This window comes from Nocardioides marmoriginsengisoli (assembly GCF_003725695.1).
Lineage (GTDB): Bacteria > Actinomycetota > Actinomycetes > Propionibacteriales > Nocardioidaceae > Marmoricola > Marmoricola marmoriginsengisoli.
Genome location: NZ_RJSE01000009.1, coordinates 445,105 through 463,517, shown reverse-complemented (window position 1 = coordinate 463,517; position 18,413 = coordinate 445,105). Strand labels below are relative to the sequence as shown.

Below are 18,413 nucleotides of genomic sequence, written 5' to 3'. Positions count from 1 at the left end.
GGTGGTCGATCTGGGTCTGCCGGCGCCGCGGTGCGCGGGTGCCGATCAGCTGTTGCCAGAACAGATCGTAGGCATACCGCATTCCCCGGCACGACCCGTCCCAGCGGGTAGTCCACCCAGAACCGTGCCCGGGTCGCGCCCGGGTCGTGCCCGGTCCGCCGCTAGGTCCGGGCTCAGCGGTCGATCGAGGCCGACGCCAGGACGGCGGTGCCGTCGCAGGACCAGGCCCGGACCAGCCGGGATCCGTCGACCAACGGGCCGACGACCAGGGCCGCCGGCTTGCCGTCGAGCCGGATCGGCAGCACGTCGCCGCCCGGGTCGGCCGGGCCGGGGCAGACGGTGGCTGAGTAGCCGTTGAGCTCCTTGTTGAGCATCGAGAGGCCGTCCGAGGTGCGGGCGCGCGGGGTCGGGTTGGTGGGCGCCGGCATCGGCTGCTCCTCCGCGGCCGAACCGCCGTTGCTGGGCGCGTTGTCGCCCCGGTCCTGGTCCGGAGCCCGCCCGGCGACGTCGGTACTGCCGAAGAACGCGTCCACCTGGGTCTCGAACCGTGCCGAGGAGAAATTGAACCCGGCCGCGTCGGCCTTGGACGAGGTCACGCCGTCGAGGAGTGCTCCGTTGCCACTTGCAGGTTCGGGCGTCTGCTGGGGCGCTACCTCAGGGGCGTCCGCCGTGACCCTCGGGGCATCCTTCGCCGCTGTGCCGGCAGCCGGACTGCCCGAGTCGGCGGAGTTCTTGAGGACCTGGTTCACGCCGACGCCGCCCGCACCCACCAGCACGACCGCCGCGGCGGCTACGAGCAGTCGAGGGGCGAGCCGGGACCGGCGCCGGAGCGGAACCGCGACCGGGTTGGTTTCGGGGTTGGTTTCGGGGTCGGCTTCGGGGCCGGTTTCGGGGTCGGCCGTCTCGACCGCACGCAGACCCGCGGCCGGGCGGCGGTCCGCGGTGAGCTCGGCCAGGGTGTCGTCGAGGCGCGCGGCGACCTCGGCCGGGATCGGGGCGTCGAGGCGCGCAGCCGCGAGCAGGCCGCGCAGCTCGTCGTACGCGGGGTCGTCGAAGTCGGCGTCGAGGGACGGATCCTCGTGATCGGTCATCGTGCACCTCCTCCAGTCGAGGCTCGATCGGTTCCCTGATCGGACGCACCGGTGCCCGGAGCGGTTCCGGTGATCCCGGTCTCAGCCAGCAGACCGAGCAGGCGCCGTCGGCCCCGGGCGCAGCGACTCTTCACCGTTCCGGTCGGACAGCCGAGGATCCTGGCCACCTCGTCGACCGGGTAGCCCTCCATGTCGACGAGCACCAGGGCAGCGCGCTGGTCCGCGGGCAGCTCGGCCAGAGCGCCCAGGACGGCGGCCCGCTGGTCCGCGCGGACAGCCGCCGTGGCCGGGTCCGTGGCGGCGGCCTCGGAGCCGATCACCGCGCCCCGGCTCGCGTAGTCCTCGAGGTCGTCGGGCAGCGGCTGCGCGGCACGGACCTTGTTGCGGCGCAGTCGGTCCAGGCTGGCGTTCACCACGATCCGGTGCAGCCAGGTGGTGACCTGGGCGTCGCCCCGGAAGTCCGCGGCTCGCTTGAACGCCGAGATCATCGCCTCCTGCAGGGCGTCGGCGGCGTCCTCCGGGCTGCCGGTGGTGCGTAGCGCCACCGCCCAGAGCCGGTCCCGGTGGCGGGTGAAGAGCACCCCGAAGGCGTCCGGGTCGCCGGCACCGTGGGCGGCCAGCAGGGCGCGGTCGTCCAGCTCGGGCAGTCCGGCGGTCACGAGCGGACCGTGATCTCGGCTATCTGGCCGCGGAACTCGTCGCCGACCTTGGGGAGCCCGGTGAGCCAGACGATCAGGTACCGGGTCCGGGTGTTGGCGTCGAGACGGATGATCGCGCTGTCGTTGTCGGCGGTGAGCCCGCCCTTCCGTTCGGCGTCGGCCAGCTCGAGCGGAGGGTCGGTCACCCCGGGCGGGGTCGCCCAGAGCTCCAGCGAGGTCGGTACGCCGACCAGGTCGACCTGGACCGAGCCGACGTCGCGGTCCTTGCCGAGGTCGAGGACCAGGCCGACACCGCTCTTCAGACCGCCGAGGTCGGCCTGGGTGTACGCGCTCGTCCGCCAGCCGGTGGCGGGCTTGCCGTCGATGGCGAGGGGCGCCTGCTTCGGGTTCTCCTCCGGCGGATCGCCCTCGGGGTCGAAGTCGCCGACCGCCACGATCGGCAGCGGGGATCCGGTGATCACCGGCGTCGGCGGTGCCGAGGTGGTCGGTGTGGCGGCGGGCCGCTTCGGGGTGCTCGGGTCGTCGGTCGCGGAACGGTAGCCGACGTAGCCGGCGGCGATCAGGCCGATCAGCATCGCCACCACCAGGACGATCCGCAGCCGGGAGCGCCGGCGCGGGGGAGCGACGTACGGGGCTGGTTCGTCCTCGTAGGGCCAGCTCGCCGAGTCCGGCGGAGGCAGGGTCGGCGCACCCGGCGGGACCCGGCGCTCCTCGGAGGCGAAGAGCGGTCGGGCCTCGGGGAGCTCGAACGGGGGCGGCGGCGGGGCCGGTTCCCACTCCTCCGGTTCCAGGAGCTCGATGCCCGACGGGGAGAACGGGGCCGGGGCGGCCATCGTCGCGTCCGGGTCGGTCGGGACCCGCGGGTCCGGTACGGCGGCAGGAGGGGTCGGCATCCGGGCCGGGGTCGGACCGCGGGGCTTGTCCGCCTCACCGGGCGCGTCGGACTCGGCCCCGACGGGCGCTGCCCCGTCGAGAGCTGCCGCCTCGGGGGCCGCGTCTGCCGACGCAGCCGCGGAAGCTGCGGCTGGCGGTGCGGCGGCTGGCGGTGCAGCTGCCGGCGGTGCAGCTGCCCCGGGCGACGGGGCGGCGCCGGTCGCGGGAACTGCCCCCGGCGCGCCCGCGGCGGTTCCGTCCGTGGTTCCCGGCTCGGCGGCGGACGGTTCCGGCACGCTGGCTCCGGGCGCGGCTCCCAGCGCGGCTCCCGGCACGACGCCGGTCGCGGCCGCGGCGGTTCCGTCCGTGGTTCCCGGCTCGCCGGCGGACCGTTCCGGCACGCTGGCTCCCGGCACGGCGCCGGGCGCGGCCGCGGCGGCTCCGCCCGTGGCTCCCGGCTCGTCGGCCGACGCTTCCGGCTCGCCGGCCAGCGGTGCGACGCCAGGCGCGACTACCGGCGGCGCGGGAGGTGCGGGGGCAACCGGCGCCTCGGGGTCGTCGTGCATGCTCGGGACGTCGACGGGCGCGACCGCGGCCGGGTCGCCGACGAAGTCGCTCAGCGCGGCGGCGATCTCGTGCGCGGTCTCGATCGGCATCACGTGCTGGGCGGCTTCCTTGTGCAGCACCCGGTCGCAGATCGCGTCCAGGGTCCGCGGCACGCCGGCCCGGACCTGGCGCGGGCGCAGCGGCCGGCTCCCCTCCCGCGGTGCCGGCGGCAGTGCCGACGGGGCAACCCCCGGCCACCGGCCGGTGAGCGCCGCGTAGAGGATCCCGGCCAGGTCGACCACGTCCGCCTCACGGGCACTGATCGCGCCGTACGGGGAGACCGGGGAGCGCGGCCGGTCGAACGCCGCGTTGACGACGAATCCGATGATCTTGACGGTGCCGGACTCGGTGACCAGCACCGCCTCCGGGTTCAGCCGCCCGTGCACGAGTCCCTTGGCGTGCGCCGCGGCGATCGCCTCGGCGACCTCGCGGGCCAGCCACGCCGCCCGCATCGGTGGCAGCGTGCCCTGGGCCAGCATCACGTCGAGGGAGGTGCCCTCACCCCACTCGTTGATCACCCAGGTGACGCCGTCGACGTCGTCGCAGTCCAGCACCCGCAGGAAGTGCTGCTCGCTGATCCCGGCGGAGTGCCGCGCGGCCGCGAGGACGGCCTGAGCCCGGGAGTCCGTGCTGGCGACGACGTGCACGGCCACGCTCCGGGCCAGGACGGTGTCGGTGGCACGCCAGAACCGGGCGCCGTTGTGCTCGGAGAGCAGCACCTCGAGCCGGTAGCGCCCGTCGAGCATCGTCCCGGGGCTCATCAGCCCGGGCTTGATCGGGTTGGGGGGCACGTCGTTCACCTGCTCACGCCCTCCTCGAGTGCGGCGACCGCGCCCATCGTAGACGCGTCGTCATCGCGGGCGCCGGAACCGGGACGTCACCAACGCGGTCACCTCGGTGACCTCGGCGACCCGGAACAACCGGGCCAGTCCGAGGTAGGCACCCAGCCCGATGCCGGAGATCACCGCGAGACGGAGCAGGACCGCGACCTTGGAGGTGTCGTCGAGGAGTTGCTCGAGTCCCTCGCGGGCGCCGTACGCGATGCCGGTGGCGAGTCCCACCACGACCGCGATCCGGACCGCGAACCGGAGCAGCTCCCGGCCGCCTAGTCCGCCGAGCACGACGGACAGCTGCCGGTACGAGATCGCCGCACCGACCGCGTAGGCGATCGCGTACGCGATCACCAGACGGGGAGCGGTCTGCTCCGGGTCGACCCCGCGGGTCAGCGCCACCGCGGCGACGATGTTGACCACCGCGATCGCGCACTGGATGAAGAACACCCGCCGGGTCTGCTCGAGGGCGTAGAACCCGCGCAGCACCAGGTAGTGACTGGTGAAGAAGAAGATCCCGAGCGCGAAGAAGGAGAGCGCCGGGACGAAGTCGGAGTAGGTGTCCGCGGCGGCGCCCCAGCCGAAGACCAGGCTGGCCAGGTACGGCGCCAGCACCGGGATCAGCGCGAGCACCGGCAGCGCCAGGGCGTAGGTCGACCGGATCGTCGAGGTGACGGTGCCGGCCAGCCCGCGCAGGTCGTCGGCGACCGCGAACCCGGCCAGCCGGGGGAGCACGGCCGTGGCCAGCGAGACGGTGATGATCGCGTGCGGCACCATCACCAGCAGGAACGCGTTCGAGTAGACGGTGTAGCCGGTACCGCCGTCGGCCGAGCCGGACGAGGCCAGCCGGACCACGACCGTGTACGCGATCTGGTTGACGATCACGAACGCGACCGTCCAGACGCCGAGCCGGAAGGTCAGCCCCAGTCCGCTGCCGCGGAAGTCGAAGCGCGGGCGGAAGGTGAAGCCCGAGCGCCGGAGGTACGGGATCAGGATCAGGAACTGGGCGGCGATGCCCAGCGTCGAGCCGATCCCGAGCAGCGCCTCGGCGCCGGCGGAGTAGCCGATCGCGTCCTTCTCGACGCCGATGGTGAACAGGTAGATCACCAGCACCCCGACCGAGATCACGTTGTTCGCGATCGGGGCCCACATCATCGGCCCGAAGCTGCGCCGGGCGTTGAGCACCTGGCCGACCAGGACGAACATGCCGTAGAAGAAGACCTGCGGCAGGCAGTACCGGGCGAAGGTGATCATCGAGTCGCGTGCCTCGGCGTTGGACGCGTCGAAGTACGACGGGTCGACGAGCACGCGCATCACCAACGGTGCGGCGACCACCAGCAGGATCGAGACCAGGCCGAGGAAGAGCGCGGCCAGCGTGATCACCCGGTTGGTGTACGCGGCACCGCCGTCCGGGTCGTTCCGGATCGCCTTCACCAGCTGCGGCACCAGGACGGCGTTGAAGACACCGCCGGCGAGCAGGATGTAGAGCATGTTCGGGATCGTGTTCGCGATGTTGAAGACATCGGCGTGCAACCCGGTGCCGAGCGCGGCGGCCAGGAGCGACGCGCGCACGAAGCCGGAGAGCCGGGACACCACGGTGCCGGCGGCCATCAGCGCGCTGGACCCGAGGACCGACGGTTCCTTCGGCTCCTCCTCCGGCTGCTCGGACGTGCTCACGCGCGCCGCCAGTGGTGGTCGCGGACCGCGCGGCGGATCCGGCGCGCGATCATCACGATCAGCAGCAGCCCGCCCGCCAGCAGGATGATCCAGATCAGCTTGCCGACCTGGCTGGTCCGCAGGCTGAAGGTGAGCGGCGAGCCGATCGCGGTGCCGTTCTCGGTGACCGGGGTGAGGACGACCTGGGTGACCCCGATCCGGGAGGCCTCGGTCTTCAGGCGCAGCACGGTGCGCTGGCCGGGTGCCATCTCCAGGGGCTTGGCGGACTCGATGGTGACGTCGGCCGAGCCCACCCGCGGCTCCACGCCGACGGTGATCGGCTGGTCGAGGCCGTTGACGAGGGTGACCGCGAGCGTTCCCGATCCGCCGGAGAGGGTGACGAAGTCGGTGCCGAGGACCTGGACCTTGCCCAGGGTCGCCCGCATCCGGGCGTTGGTGGCGCCGACCTGGTCGCGGGTGCTGCGCGCGTCCCGGCGGGCGTGCAGCGAGACCGCGTTCAGGGCGATCCCGGAGAGGTCATGGCCGACGGTGTTCTTCGAGCGCAGCAGGTTGTTGAGCGCGCTGGTGGTGACCACCAGGGTGCGGGCGGCGCTGATGTTCGCGGTGCCGAGCTCCTCGCGGCGCTGGTCCGCGGCGTACGGCAGGTCGCCGGTGTAGGTCGGCGTGGACAGGTCGGTCGACCCGGACAGCGGCACCAGGTCCAGCCAGTCGGTGTCGAGCTCGGTGAAGAAGTCGGCGAGCTGCCAGGCCGGGCCCGGGTCCCAGTTCGCCGGCAGGTCGACCACCAGCGGTCCCGGTGCACCGGTCCGGCTGCGCAGGGCCGCGTCCGAGATGATCCGTTGCCGCAGTGCCAGGGCGTCGGTCGGCTCGGTCGGACCCGGACCCCCGCTGGCGGCCTGGCCGTCGGCGAAGACGAGGTCCTGGTCGGTGCCGGTCCGCCACTGCTGCCGGTAGCGGGTCCGGCCCTGGTCGGAGAGCAGCACCATCGACTCCGGCGCGATCCGCTCCAGGGCGTCCGGCGCCAACCAGCCGTCGGCCGGTGCCACCGCCGGGACCGCGGCGATGTCGAGGTTGCCGAAGGTGGTGGCGGCGAGCTTGGTGGAGAGCTCGAGCATCGACGGGCGGCGGCGGGAGAGCGCGGAGACGTCCGGGTCGGCGTACCCGAGGCCGAGCACGGTGTGGGTGCGCGCGGCCGCGGTCACCGTCGACAGCCAGGCGTCGGCGTTGGCCAGGTCGGCCGGGTCGAGCCGGTTCACCGAGCGGGACAGGTTCGGGCTGGGGGTGGCCGACGGACTCGGGGTCTCCTCGGGCTCGCCGTCACCGAGGGAGAGCGGCGGATTCTTCTCCTTCAGGTCCGCCACCGCGTCCAGCACGGACGGGTCGATGAGCAGCGTCGCGGCCCGGCCGCCGGCCGACGCGATGAAGCCGCCGAGCCGGCCGAGGCGACCGGTCGGCGCGAGGGCGTCGGACCAGCGGGTGGTGCCGAGGACGCGGCCGTCTGCGTCCCGGCGTACCTGCTCGCGCACCGGGACGACGAGCGCGAACGTGGTCGTCCGCGAGCCCTTGACCAGCGGGATGAAGGTGCGCGCCCGGCCGATCACCTCGCGGACGCCGTTGTGGTCCTGGCCGAGCGCGTGCAGGCCGATCCAGTAGACCCCCGCCTCACCGGTGCCGGTGGTGACCGGCAGGTCCTTGACCGGCAGCGCGATCCGGAAGGTGACGGTCTGCCCGGGGGCCAAGTCGCCGAGCGCGGCGAACTGCCCCGGCTCGACCAGCCGGGTGCCGACGTCGGTCGCCGGATCCGAGTCCGCGGCGGTGGCCAGCTCGGCCCGGGTCCGGATCGGCGTGCTCGACATGAAGGGGTGCAGGTTGACCGCGGTGTAGGCCGACTCGGAGTCGTTGCTGACCGTCCCCGCGAAGACCACCTTGCCCTTGCTGGGCAGGGCCGCGGGCGTCATCCGGACCAGTCGCACCGTGAGCGGGGTCGCCTCGGCGGCGGGATCGGCGGCGAGCGCCGGAGAGCCGGCCAGGACCGGCAGCAGGGTGGCGATCAGCAGCGCCAGCAGTCCCGCCACGCCCGCACGCGCGGAACGAATTCCGGCGTCGGGGTGGGGGAGAGTCACCCCGCGATGCTAACCAGTCCGGGCACTACAGTTGTCTCCCGTGTCCGCCGAGCCTCCTTCTGCACCTCCGACTGCTCCCCTGCTGATGTCGGAGGTCCAGGCGCGCGCGGTCTCCGAGTTGCTCCGGATCGCGCCGGTGATCGACGAGCTCGGCGAGCGGTTCGTCGCCGCCGGGGAGCAGATCGCGCTGGTCGGCGGACCGGTCCGGGACGCCATGCTCGGCCGGCTCCAGAACGACCTCGACTTCACCACCTCGGCCCGCCCGGAGGTCACCGAACGGCTGCTCAAGGGCTGGGCCGACGCGATCTGGGACATCGGCCGGGACTTCGGCACGATCGGCTGCCGCCGCGGCGACTGGCAGATCGAGATCACGACGTACCGCTCGGAGACCTACGACCCCGCCAGCCGCAAGCCCGACGTCTCGTACGGCGACTCGCTCGCCGGTGACCTCGGCCGCCGCGACTTCACCGTCAACGCGATGGCAGTGGCCCTGCCCGGGCGCGAGTTCGAGGACCCGTACGGCGGCATCGTGGACCTGGCGCACCAGGTGCTCCGGACGCCGGGCCGCCCCGAGGACTCGTTCAGCGACGACCCGCTGCGGATGATGCGCGCCGCCCGGTTCGCCTCCCAGCTCGGTTTCACGGTCGCGCCCGAGGTCAAGCAGGCGATGACCGAGATGGCGGACCGGATCACGATCATCTCCGCCGAGCGCGTCCGCGACGAGCTGGTGAAGCTGGTCTGCTCGCCCCGTCCCCGCGCCGGTCTGCTGCTCCTGGTCGAGACCGGTCTCGCCGAGCACGTGCTCCCGGAGCTGCCGGCGCTGGCCCTGGAGCGCGACGAGCACCACCGGCACAAGGACGTCTACGAGCACACCCTGACGGTGCTCGAGCAGTCGATCGACCTGGAGGACCGCCTGCCCGAGGGCGGGCCGGACTTCGTCTCCCGGTTCGCGGCCCTGATGCACGACGTCGGCAAGCCGAGGACCCGCAAGTTCCAGGGCGACGGGACGGTCACCTTCCACCACCACGACGTCGTCGGCGCCAAGATCACCCGGAAGCGGATGCAGGCGCTGAAGTTCTCCAACGACGAGACCGCCGACGTCAGCACCCTGGTCGAGCTGCACCTCCGGTTCCACGGGTACGGCGACGGTCAGTGGACCGACTCGGCCGTCCGCCGCTACGTCCGCGACGCCGGCCCGCTCCTCTCCCGGCTGCACATCCTCACCCGCGCGGACTGCACGACCCGCAACCAGCGCAAGGCCGATCGGCTGCGCCGTACCTACGACGAGCTGGAGGAGCGGATCGCCCGCCTGTCCGAGCAGGAGGAGCTGGCCTCGATCCGCCCCGACCTCGACGGGAACCAGATCATGGAGATCCTCGGGATCCCCGCCGGACGCGAGGTGGGCGAGGCGTACAAGCACCTCCTCGAGCTGCGCCTCGACAACGGCCCGATGAGCTACGAGGACGCAAAGACCGCCCTCCTCGAGTGGAGCGCCGCCCGCTAAAGACCCGGAAACGGTGTCGGCTTTGCGCGCACCTCACCACGTCTCGACAAGCTCGACGTCCGGGGGGCAGAGACCCCACGACAAGACGGTCCGTTCGGAGCTTTCCAGAACCCCCACCAGAGGGGCCGGGCAAGGCGGGGTGGGACGGGGAGAGGCCGGAGCAGCCAGCATAAAGCGCAGCGCGGCGCTGCAAGCAAAGCTCGTGCGCGGCACAGAAGTCGCAGCGACGCGGTAAGCCCGCTGGTGCGAGGACCTCTCCCCGGCACGCCCCGCAAACCCAGCCACGGAGCCCGCCGCAGGCGCACCCCGCCGCAGGCGAAGAGCCGCAGGCGCAAGCCCGAAGGGCAAAAAGCCCGAAGGGCAAAAAAGCCCGAAGGGCAAAAAAGCCCTAACCAACCACCCCAACCGGAACCCGCGACTGCGCGGTCGAGTTGTTCCCCAGCTGCCCCTTGGTGTTCGCCCCCCAGCAGAAGATGTCTCCGTCGGTCTGGACTCCGCAGGTGTGGGTGTCGCCGGCCGAGACCGTCTCCCAGTTGCTGGCGGTCCCGATCCGGATCGGCGTGCCCTGGTCGGCGAGCGAGTTGTTGCCGACCTGACCGTTGCCGTTCTTGCCCCAGCACCAGAGCTGGCCGGCGGTGTTGACCGCGCAGGTCTGGCCCGATCCGGCGGTGACGTCGGACCAGTTGGTGGCGGTGCCGACCTGGACCGGGGCGAGGACGTCCTTGGCGGTGTCGTTGGCGGTCTCGCCGTTGCCGAGGGATCCGCCGTCGGTGATTCCCCAGCACCACAAGGTGCCGTTGGTACGGATGCCGCAGGTGTACCCGTAGCCGACCCGGACCTTGCTCCAGTCGGTGGCGGTGCCGACCTGGACCGGCGCGCTGGTCGAGGTGGTGCCGCCGGTGCCGAGCTGGCCGCGGTGGTTGGCGCCCCAGCACCAAAGGGTGCCGGTGGCCTTGATCGCGCACCCGAAGTTGTAGCCGGTCGAGACCGAGGTCCAGTCGTTGGCGACCCCGACCCGGGCCGGGGCATTCACGTCGTTGACGCTCGCCGACCCGATGCCGAGCTGACCCTGGTCGTTCTTCCCCCAGCAGTAGAGCGCGCCGGTGGTGGTGACGCCGCAGGTGGAGTTCCAGCCGGCGTCGAGCTTCGCCCAGGAGAGTCCGCCGACGACCTTGACCGGCACGGCGGTGTTTCCGGCCGCGGTACCGCCGGCACCGATCTCGCCGTTCTTGTCCGAACCCCAGCACCAGGCGTCGGTGCCGCGAAGCGCGCAGGCGTGCCGCTCGGTGATCAGGTTGTTGTTGCCGGTGGTGATCCCGGACCAGTCAGTCGCGGTGCCGACCTGCTGCGGGGTGAGCTTGCCGGGCCCGTCGCCGATGGTGCCGTTGATACCGAGCTGGCCGCTCTCGTTGTAGCCCCAGCACCAGAGCTTCTGGTCCGCGTCCGTACGGCAGCTGAACTGGCCGCCTGCGCCGACCGCTACCGGGACGGCCGGGGCGACGTTGGCGAGCTTGAGCGGGATCACCACGGGGGACGCGGCTTGACCGGTTCCCGCACGGGTGAAGCCCACGGTCACGTTGTACGTCTTGGTGAAGTCCGCCGCCTTGCCGGAGATCGCCCCGGTCGCCGGGTCGAGGGTCAGTCCGCCGGGCAGCCCGGTCGCGGACCAGATGCCGGGGACGCCGCCGGAGACGAAGAGCTGGGCCGAGTAGTTCACCAGCGGCCGGGCGTCCGGCAGCGACAACGTCAGGATCACCGGGGCCGGCGGCATCACGACGTCCAGGGTGAGCGCCTTGGTCCCGGAGAGACCGGTGTTGGTCTGGTGGAAGGTGAAGGTGTGACTCACCGAGGAGGCCACGGTCGGCGTCCCGGTGATCGCGCCGGTCATCCCGTTGAGCGAGAGCCCGCCGGGCAGGCCGGGGCTGACCGTCCAGGTTCCGGCCGGGTTGCCGGTGACGGCGAGCTGGGCGCTGTACGCCGTACCGGCGGTTCCGCCCGGCAGCGAGGTGGTGCTGATCACCGGCGGCGTGGCCGGATTGATCGTCAGGCTGAGGGCGGCCGGGGCCGCGGCGAGACCGGTGCTGGTCTGGGTGAACCCGAACGTCAGGGCCTTGGTCTCGGCGGTGGTCGGGGTGCCGGTGATCGCGCCGGTGGCGGTGTTCAGCGAGAGCCCGGCGGGCAGGGTCGGGGTGACCGACCAGGTGCCGGCCGGGTTGCCGACGACGCTCAGCGTCTGCGAGTACGACGTCCCGACGGTGCCGGCGGGCAGCTGCGAGGTGGTGATCACCGGGTTGGTGGTGACCTTCTTCTCGGCCGAGACGGCCGCGAGGTAGAGGCCCTTGCGCGGGACCGAGAGCCGGAAGGTCGTGGTCTCGGTGAGCGGGATCGCCTGGCTGAAGGTGCCGGTCGTGCCGAGGCCGGCGACGGCGGCGGTCTGCCAGGTGCTGCCGACCTTCTTCTGGATCGAGACGATCGCGAACTTGGTGAACGGCTTGACCGTCCCGGAGAGGGTGACGGACTGGCCGGCGGGGACGACGTCGGCACTGGACTTGAGGGTGGCGACCACCCGGGCCAGCGCGCTGATCTTGATGGTGCGCGACGTGGCGGCCTTGAGCTTCTTGGTCTTCACCGCGATCGCCCGGTAGCTGTAGACGGCGGCGGTGGCGGGGAGGGTCACCTTGGCGGCGTACGCGCCGGCGGCGGTCTTGGTCCGCGTCGATCCGGCGGCCACCCACTTCGTGCCGACCTTGCGCTGGATCTTGACCACGGTCCCCCGGGGCGACCGGGTCAGCTTGCCGCTGACCGTCACCGCGGACTTGGCCACCGCGCTGGTCGGGCTCGCGGTGATGCTGAGGGCGCGCTTGGTGGCCGCGCCGGCGGGAGGCTGCAGCGCGCCGATCACCAGGAGCGCGGCGAGCAGGGCGATGATCGGCCGGAGTACGAGCAGACGTGACGGCATCGTGGCAACCTGTGGGGCTCGTGGGGGTGGAGGGGTCCCCCCGGATCCTTCATCAGGGTAGGTCCGGACCTCCATACTTGTCGGGGAAACTGGTGATGACGGTCATAGCGCCGGATTCCTACCCGCCGGTAGCATCACGGCACCTACTTCCCAGGAGACCCCTATGCCGCTCACCGACGTCGCCCCCATCTCGGCCAGCATCGAGATCGCCGCACCCCCGGCCCAGGTCTGGGCCCAGGTCTCGGACCTGCGCAACATGTCCCAGTGGAGCCCGCAGACGGCCAAGTCGATCCTGCGCGGCGAGAACGGACTCGGGGCGCGCTTCATCAACATCAACCGCAAGGGCCCGCTGGTCTGGCCCACGCAGACCAAGATCGTGCGCTTCGACGAGCCTGGTGCCGACTCGACGGGCGAGATCGCCTGGCGCGTCAAGGAGAACTACACGATCTGGAGCCTGCGCCTGGAGCCGACCACCGACGGCGGCACCAAGCTGACCTCGACCCGTGAGGCGCCCGAGGGCATCTCGGACGTCTCGGTCCGGCTGACCAAGGTCGCCTTCGGCGGCGTCCCGAAGTTCACCAGCCAGCTGGAGACCGACATGGGGAAGACCCTGGCGAAGATCAAGGCGGCCGTCGAGGCGTAACCGCGGTCAGGCTCTAGCCTTCGCCTATGACCACCGCAACCCTGCTCCACCAACGCTGGCCCGGACTCGATCTGGGCCACGTTGCGTTGGGGACCGGTCCGACCCCGGTACGACGCCTCGACGGCCTGGTCGACGGCGTCGACCTCTGGATCAAGGACGAGAGCCGGTTCGGCGACGGTGCCTGGGCCGGCAACAAGGTCCGCAAGCTCGAGTGGATCATCCCGGAGGCGAAGCGGCGCGGGGCCCGGACGCTGTTCACGGTCGGCGGGATCGGCACGCACTGGGGTCTGGCCTGCGCGCTCTACGGCAAGGAGCACGGCCTGCGGACGGTGCTCGGCCTGGTCGACCAGCCGGTCGACGACCACGTCCGGGAGCAGCTCGCCCGGCTGGAGGCGTCCGGTGCCAAGCTGCACCGCTACCCGAACGCCCGCCAGCTCCGGTTGGCCGCGCCCTGGCTGATCGCCAGCAACATCCGCGGCGGGTCGGTGCCCTGGTACCTGCCGGCCGGCGGGTCGAACCCGGTCGGCAGCCTCGGCTACGTGGAGACCGCCCTCGAGCTGGCGGCCCAGGTGGCCGCCGGGGAGCTGCCCGAGCCGCGCTCCCTGGTCACCGCGATCGGCTCGGGAGGCACCGCCGCCGGACTGACCCTGGGCCTGCGGCTGGCCGGGTTGTCCACGCGGGTCTACGGCGTGGTGGTCAACGACGCGTTCGCGCTGGACGCACCGGTGATCGCCCGGCTGGCAGACCGTACCGCCGAGCTGCTGCGGGACCGCGGCGCGGAGGACCTGCCGCTGATCGGGCAGTCCGACCTGACCACCTCGGACGCCTGGCTCGGCAGCACGTACGGCGACCCGACGCCGGCCTCGGTGGCAATGGTGGCGAAGGCGGCCGGGCTCGGCCTCGAGCTGGAGCCGGTCTACACCGGGAAGGCACTGGCCGCGATCGCGGACCTCAACGCCGGGTCGAGTTCGGACCTGCCCGGGCCGGTGCTCTGGCTGAACACGCACGGACCGCGCTGAGCCGCTACCCGAGCTGCCGGTCGCCCCACCGGGTGAGGTGCCAGGTATCGTTGTCGGCGACCAGCTCGGCACTGGCGCCGTTCTCGAGCAGGTGGTGCTCGGCGTACGACGGCGTGACGTTCTGCGCCAGGCTGGGCAGCGCGATGCCGCCGGCAGTCTGGTGGCTGACGACCAGCACGGTCTCCCCGCGGTGCTGGTCGACGATCTGCTCCAGCACCGCGCGGTAGCGGCCGACGACCTCGGCGCCGGACTCGCCGCCGGCGAAGCGGGCCTCCAGGTCGCCTTCGAACCAGCGGTCGGTGACCGCGTGGATCGCGTCGATGGAGAACTCCTGGCCGCGCAGGCCGCCGATGTCGACCTCGCGCAGCGCCGGGGTGACGGTCACGCCCAGGCTGAGCCGGGCGGCCACGATCTCGGCGGTCTGCACGGCGCGGGAGGTGTCCGAGGTCCAGACGTGCGCCACCCGCCGGCTGCTGACCAGGTCGGCCAGCGCGCGAGCCTGCGACCGGCCTTCGGCGGTCAGCGATCCGCCCTCGTCGGAGAACCGGGACTCGACGTATGCGGCGTCGCCGTGCCGGGCGACCACCAGCGTCGCCGCGCACATGAGATCACTCATCCGGCATCCCGGTAGCGAAGCGTCTGCGCGATCAGCACCACCGGGATCGCGACGAACAACCCGGCCCCGAGGCAGAGCAGGCCGAGCAGCAGCACGCCGCTCGCGCGGAGGACGAAGCCGGCCTCGCTGAGCAGCCGGGTGCCGCAGAACGCGAAGCTCGCCCCGATCGCGGCGAGGACGCCGAGCTCCCGGTCGACCGCGAAGAGCAGCGCGTACCGGGTGAAGAAGCCGATCACCAGACCCGGGACCAGCATCACCAGGGTGCCGATCGTGAGCGCCGCACCGAGGACCAGGGCGGTCGGGAGCACCCGGAGCAGGTAGCCGCCGTACGGGTTCCGGGCCGGCCGGCCGTCGACGACGTCGAGGAAGCACCGGTACATCCCGGCGACGACCAGGTGGCCGATCACGAAGAGGGCGAAGAGCCCGAGCAGCAGGCCGGCCCCGGCGGCCCCGTTCGTCGGGCCGCAGTCGGCGATCAGGGTGGCGGAGCCGAAGTGCCGCTCGCACTCGGTGCCGCGGACGACCCAGACCCCGATCAGGTGCTGGACGAGCACGTGCAGGGCGATCGCCGGCACCGCCAGCGCGATCGTGGTGACCAGGATCCGTTCGGGCTGGGCGATCACAGCGCGCCAGCCGGCACGCAGCGTTCCAGAGGGCGGTCCGGAGGCGCCCGCGGAGACAACTGCTGAAACAGTCACGCCCGGCATCCTAGGTGGGATGCCGGGCGTGACCGAGGTCAGGCGATCAGATCGGGCTGTCAGGGAGCCAGCGGCGCGACCGGCTGGTTCTGCAGCACCCGGAAGGTGTACGCCGCAGCGACGACGATCACCGGGATGGCGACGAAGATGCCGACCAGGCAGGCGATCAGACCGACGATGACGGTGGCGATCGTCAGCAGGAAGAAGATGATCGTGTCGCCGATCTTGCTCAGCATGAAGTCGAAGCTCGCCTTCAGCGCCGCGACCCCGGAGAGTCCCTTGTCGACGACGAAGTACATCGCGAACGCGGTGAAGAAGCTGACGATGATCGCCGGTACGTAGAACAGGAACGTGCCGACGAAGCTCAGCGCGGCCAGCAGGCCGGCCGTGGCGATCACGCCGGGCTTTCCGGCCCAGGAGAAGACGCCGCCGATGTCCAGGGCGGGCTGGCCGTCGACGATGTTGAGCGACGACTTGATCAGACCGGCAGCCAGGATCTGCCCGACGAAGGTGGTCACTGCGGATGCCAGTGCCGCGACCAGCAGGCCGGTGAAGAGGCCGGAGCCCGAGTCACAGCTGACCCGGAAGGCACCGTCGCCGGTCGAGGTGCTGCAGCTGGGGTCGTCGATCAGGATGCCGGCGAAGAGCAGCTGCGCGAGGAACGAGACGACGCCGACCGCGAGGATCACCACCAGGGCCGGCACCAGCAGCGTGGCCGGGCTCTTCGTGAAGGTCGCCCAGCCGTACTTGATCGCCTCGACGGCGTCGTAGCCGCCGGCACCGGCGGGCGGTGCGCCGTACTCGGGGGGCACCGGCGGGGCCGGGGTCCCGTACGCCGGCGGGGGCGGGGGCGGCGGCGGAACCGACCCGGGCGGGGTCGGCGGCGGGGGCGGCGGTACGGCTCCGGACGGAGGCTGCGGGGGTGTGGTGTCATCGCTCATGCGGGTAACCGTAGTGACCCGGGACCGGCCTGCCCATCCCTGGATGGGTTGAAATCTGAACGCAACGGTGCAGAAACGCATCGGACCCCGGGCCAGGAGGCCCGGGGTCCGACGTGGAAATCAGTTGAGGGTGCGTCCCCGCAGTGCAGCGGGGTCAGCCGAGCTTCAGCGCTCGACGTCTCCGCGGATGAAGGCCTCGACCGAGGCGTGACCCTCGTCGTCGGGGCGCTGCACCGGCGGCGACTTCATCAGGTAGGAGCTCGCCGACAGCAGCGGCCCGCCGACGCCGCGGTCCTTGGCGATCTTCGCCGCCCGGATCGCGTCGATGATGATGCCGGCCGAGTTCGGGGAGTCCCAGACCTCGAGCTTGTACTCCAGGTTCAGCGGAACGTCACCGAAGGCACGACCCTCGAGGCGGACGTAGGCCCACTTGCGGTCGTCGAGCCACGCGACGTAGTCCGACGGACCGATGTGCACGTTCTTGTCGTAGACCTTGCCCGACAGCGGACCGTTCAGGTTCGAGGTCACGGCCTGGGTCTTGGAGACCTTCTTGGACTCCAGGCGCTCGCGCTCGAGCATGTTCTTGAAGTCCATGTTGCCGCCGACGTTGAGCTGGTAGGTGCGGTCCAGCGTGACGCCGCGGTCCTCGAACAGCTTCGCCATCACGCGGTGGGTGATGGTGGCGCCGACCTGGCTCTTGATGTCGTCACCGATGATCGGGACGCCGGCGTCCTCGAACTTCTTGGCCCACTCGGGGTCCGACGCGATGAAGACCGGCAGGGCGTTGACGAAGGCGACGCCCGCGTCGATCGCGCACTGCGCGTAGTACTTGTCGGCGATCTCGGAGCCCACCGGCAGGTAGGAGACGAGAACGTCCACCTGCGCGTCCTTGAGGGTCTGGACGACGTCGACCGGCTCGACGTCGGACTCCTCGATGGTCTCGCGGTAGTACTTGCCGAGACCGTCGTTGGTGACGCCGCGCGAGACGATGACGCCGCTCGGGGGCACGTCGGCGATCCGGATCGTGTTGTTCTCGGAGTTGTTGATCGCCTCGGAGAGGTCGAAGCCGACCTTCTTGGCGTCGACGTCGAACGCGGCGACGAACTCCACGTCGCGGACGTGGTAGTCGCCGAACATCACGTGCATCAAGCCCGGCACGGTGCTGTTCGGGTCGGCGTTCTTGTAATACTCGACGCCCTGAACAAGGGAGCTGGCGCAGTTGCCGACTCCCACGATGCCTACGCGAACTTTCGCCATGGCGGTTTCCTCCTGCTTTCTCAACTGATTTCGGTGCTGAAGTCTGTGGGGGACGCGGTCGGCGGGGTCGCGTTGCGCGGTCGCGCGGCCACCCCGGTGCGGTCCTGGCCGGTGCGCTCGGCCTCGATCAGGTCGGTGAGCCAGCGCACCTCGCGCTCGACCGACTCGGTGGCGTGCCGACGCAGCTCCGTCTGGTAGCGGTCCGAGCCGCTGCTCAGCGCCCGCGCCCGGTCCAGGCGCTCCTGCAGCCGGGTACGGCGGCCCTCGAGGATCCGGAGCCGGACGGCGCCGTCGGTGCGCGAGAAGAACGCGAACCGCATGTTGAAGTTCTCGTCCTCCCAGGCGGCCGGTCCGGCGTCGGTGATCTCGGCACCGAAGTACTCGACCCCCGCGGGGGTGATCTGGTAGACGATCCGGGCTCGACGGGAGACCGGCGTGCTGGTGGCGACGACCTCGGTGATCCAGCCGGCGCGCAGCATCCGCTTGAGCGCTGGGTAGAGCGAGCCGTAGGAGAGCAGTCGGGTCCAGCCGAGGAGCAGGTTCAGGCGCTTACGCAGCTCGTAGCCGTGCAGCGGGGACTCCTGGAGGAGTCCGAGCACTGCCAGCTCGAGGGTCGCGCCCTTGCTCGGCGGCATCTGGGTCTGCTTTCGTCGGTCGGGTCAGGCATAGCGCGCGGTCATATCGACCTGGCGTATCGAAGTAATCTATCGCACCGATATATCAGAGTTCCAATTCACCACGCGTTCATCTGCGAAACAAGGGTTCTTCGCCGCCAGATGAGCGCCCGTCCGGGCGCATCAACCCGCGTCCGCTGGGCGAACGCCGTACCCTCGACCTAGCACCCCGGCCGGACAGCGGTCGCTGCGCAGCCGGGAGCCACCGTCTTTCTCCGCTTGACCAGATCCGATTCGACCTTC

At 71.6% G+C, this 18,413-nt stretch carries 14 protein-coding genes; 3 read left to right on the top strand and 11 right to left on the bottom strand.

The window, feature by feature from the left end:
• Positions 1-173: 173 nt before the first annotated feature.
• The 5 genes from EFK50_RS20780 to EFK50_RS20760 are packed head-to-tail and all read right to left on the bottom strand — an operon-like array spanning position 174 to position 7,859.
• Entirely contained in the window at positions 174-1,091 is a 918-nt protein-coding gene (locus EFK50_RS20780) for a hypothetical protein (RefSeq protein WP_123229491.1), read from the bottom strand.
• The gene (gene sigM, locus EFK50_RS20775; RefSeq protein ID WP_246004258.1) at positions 1,088-1,750 is read right to left on the bottom strand and encodes an RNA polymerase sigma factor SigM; all 663 of its coding nucleotides are present in this window, start codon (positions 1,748-1,750) and stop codon (positions 1,088-1,090) included. The genes EFK50_RS20780 and sigM overlap by 4 nt, the downstream gene beginning before the upstream one ends.
• Complete coding sequence (locus EFK50_RS20770) at positions 1,747-4,029, bottom strand: protein kinase family protein (RefSeq protein WP_123229490.1); 2,283 nt, start codon at positions 4,027-4,029, stop codon at positions 1,747-1,749. Before EFK50_RS20770 ends, sigM begins: the two co-directional genes overlap by 4 nt.
• Before the next feature lie 51 nt (positions 4,030-4,080).
• The gene (gene murJ / locus EFK50_RS20765; RefSeq protein ID WP_246004257.1) at positions 4,081-5,736 is read right to left on the bottom strand and encodes a murein biosynthesis integral membrane protein MurJ; all 1,656 of its coding nucleotides are present in this window, start codon (positions 5,734-5,736) and stop codon (positions 4,081-4,083) included.
• Entirely contained in the window at positions 5,733-7,859 is a 2,127-nt protein-coding gene (locus EFK50_RS20760) for a DUF6049 family protein (RefSeq protein WP_148046251.1), read from the bottom strand. The genes murJ and EFK50_RS20760 overlap by 4 nt, the downstream gene beginning before the upstream one ends.
• A gap of 85 nt (positions 7,860-7,944) precedes the next feature.
• Between EFK50_RS20760 and EFK50_RS20755 the strand changes: the two genes are divergently transcribed.
• Positions 7,945-9,363 carry a CCA tRNA nucleotidyltransferase gene (locus tag EFK50_RS20755; protein WP_123229488.1) on the top strand — a complete coding sequence of 473 codons (1,419 nt, stop codon included), beginning with the start codon at positions 7,945-7,947 and terminating at the stop codon, positions 9,361-9,363.
• 388 nt (positions 9,364-9,751) lie between these two features.
• On the opposite strand, the gene EFK50_RS20750 is transcribed toward EFK50_RS20755, so the two are convergent.
• Positions 9,752-12,322, bottom strand: coding sequence for an RCC1 domain-containing protein (locus tag EFK50_RS20750; RefSeq protein ID WP_123229487.1), 2,571 nt, complete (start codon positions 12,320-12,322; stop codon positions 9,752-9,754).
• Positions 12,323-12,485: 163 nt separating this feature from the next.
• Between EFK50_RS20750 and EFK50_RS20745 the strand changes: the two genes are divergently transcribed.
• Together EFK50_RS20745 and EFK50_RS20740 are read left to right on the top strand one after the other, a co-directional pair.
• Positions 12,486-12,965: an SRPBCC family protein gene (locus EFK50_RS20745; RefSeq protein ID WP_123229486.1), complete on the top strand. Its 480-nt coding sequence runs from the start codon at positions 12,486-12,488 to the stop codon at positions 12,963-12,965.
• A 26-nt stretch (positions 12,966-12,991) separates the two neighbouring features.
• A complete protein-coding gene (locus EFK50_RS20740; protein ID WP_123229485.1) occupies positions 12,992-13,984 on the top strand; it encodes a 1-aminocyclopropane-1-carboxylate deaminase/D-cysteine desulfhydrase in 993 nt (330 codons plus the stop codon).
• A 4-nt stretch (positions 13,985-13,988) separates the two neighbouring features.
• Here the strand turns inward: EFK50_RS20740 and EFK50_RS20735 are convergent, their stop codons facing one another.
• The 5 genes from EFK50_RS20735 to EFK50_RS20715 all read right to left on the bottom strand — a co-directional run bounded on the left by EFK50_RS20735 (position 13,989) and on the right by EFK50_RS20715 (position 18,131).
• Positions 13,989-14,600, bottom strand: a complete 612-nt coding sequence (locus EFK50_RS20735) for a histidine phosphatase family protein (protein ID WP_123229484.1) — start codon at positions 14,598-14,600, stop codon at positions 13,989-13,991.
• Positions 14,597-15,298 carry a hypothetical protein gene (locus EFK50_RS20730; RefSeq protein WP_148046250.1) on the bottom strand — a complete coding sequence of 234 codons (702 nt, stop codon included), beginning with the start codon at positions 15,296-15,298 and terminating at the stop codon, positions 14,597-14,599. The genes EFK50_RS20735 and EFK50_RS20730 overlap by 4 nt, the downstream gene beginning before the upstream one ends.
• 59 nt (positions 15,299-15,357) lie before the next feature.
• Entirely contained in the window at positions 15,358-16,239 is an 882-nt protein-coding gene (locus EFK50_RS20725) for a hypothetical protein (protein WP_148046249.1), read from the bottom strand.
• 165 nt (positions 16,240-16,404) lie between these two features.
• Positions 16,405-17,496, bottom strand: a complete 1,092-nt coding sequence (locus EFK50_RS20720) for an inositol-3-phosphate synthase (protein WP_123229481.1) — start codon at positions 17,494-17,496, stop codon at positions 16,405-16,407.
• A 20-nt stretch (positions 17,497-17,516) separates the two neighbouring features.
• Positions 17,517-18,131, bottom strand: coding sequence for a PadR family transcriptional regulator (locus tag EFK50_RS20715; RefSeq protein ID WP_123229480.1), 615 nt, complete (start codon positions 18,129-18,131; stop codon positions 17,517-17,519).
• Positions 18,132-18,413: the final 282 nt, after the last annotated feature.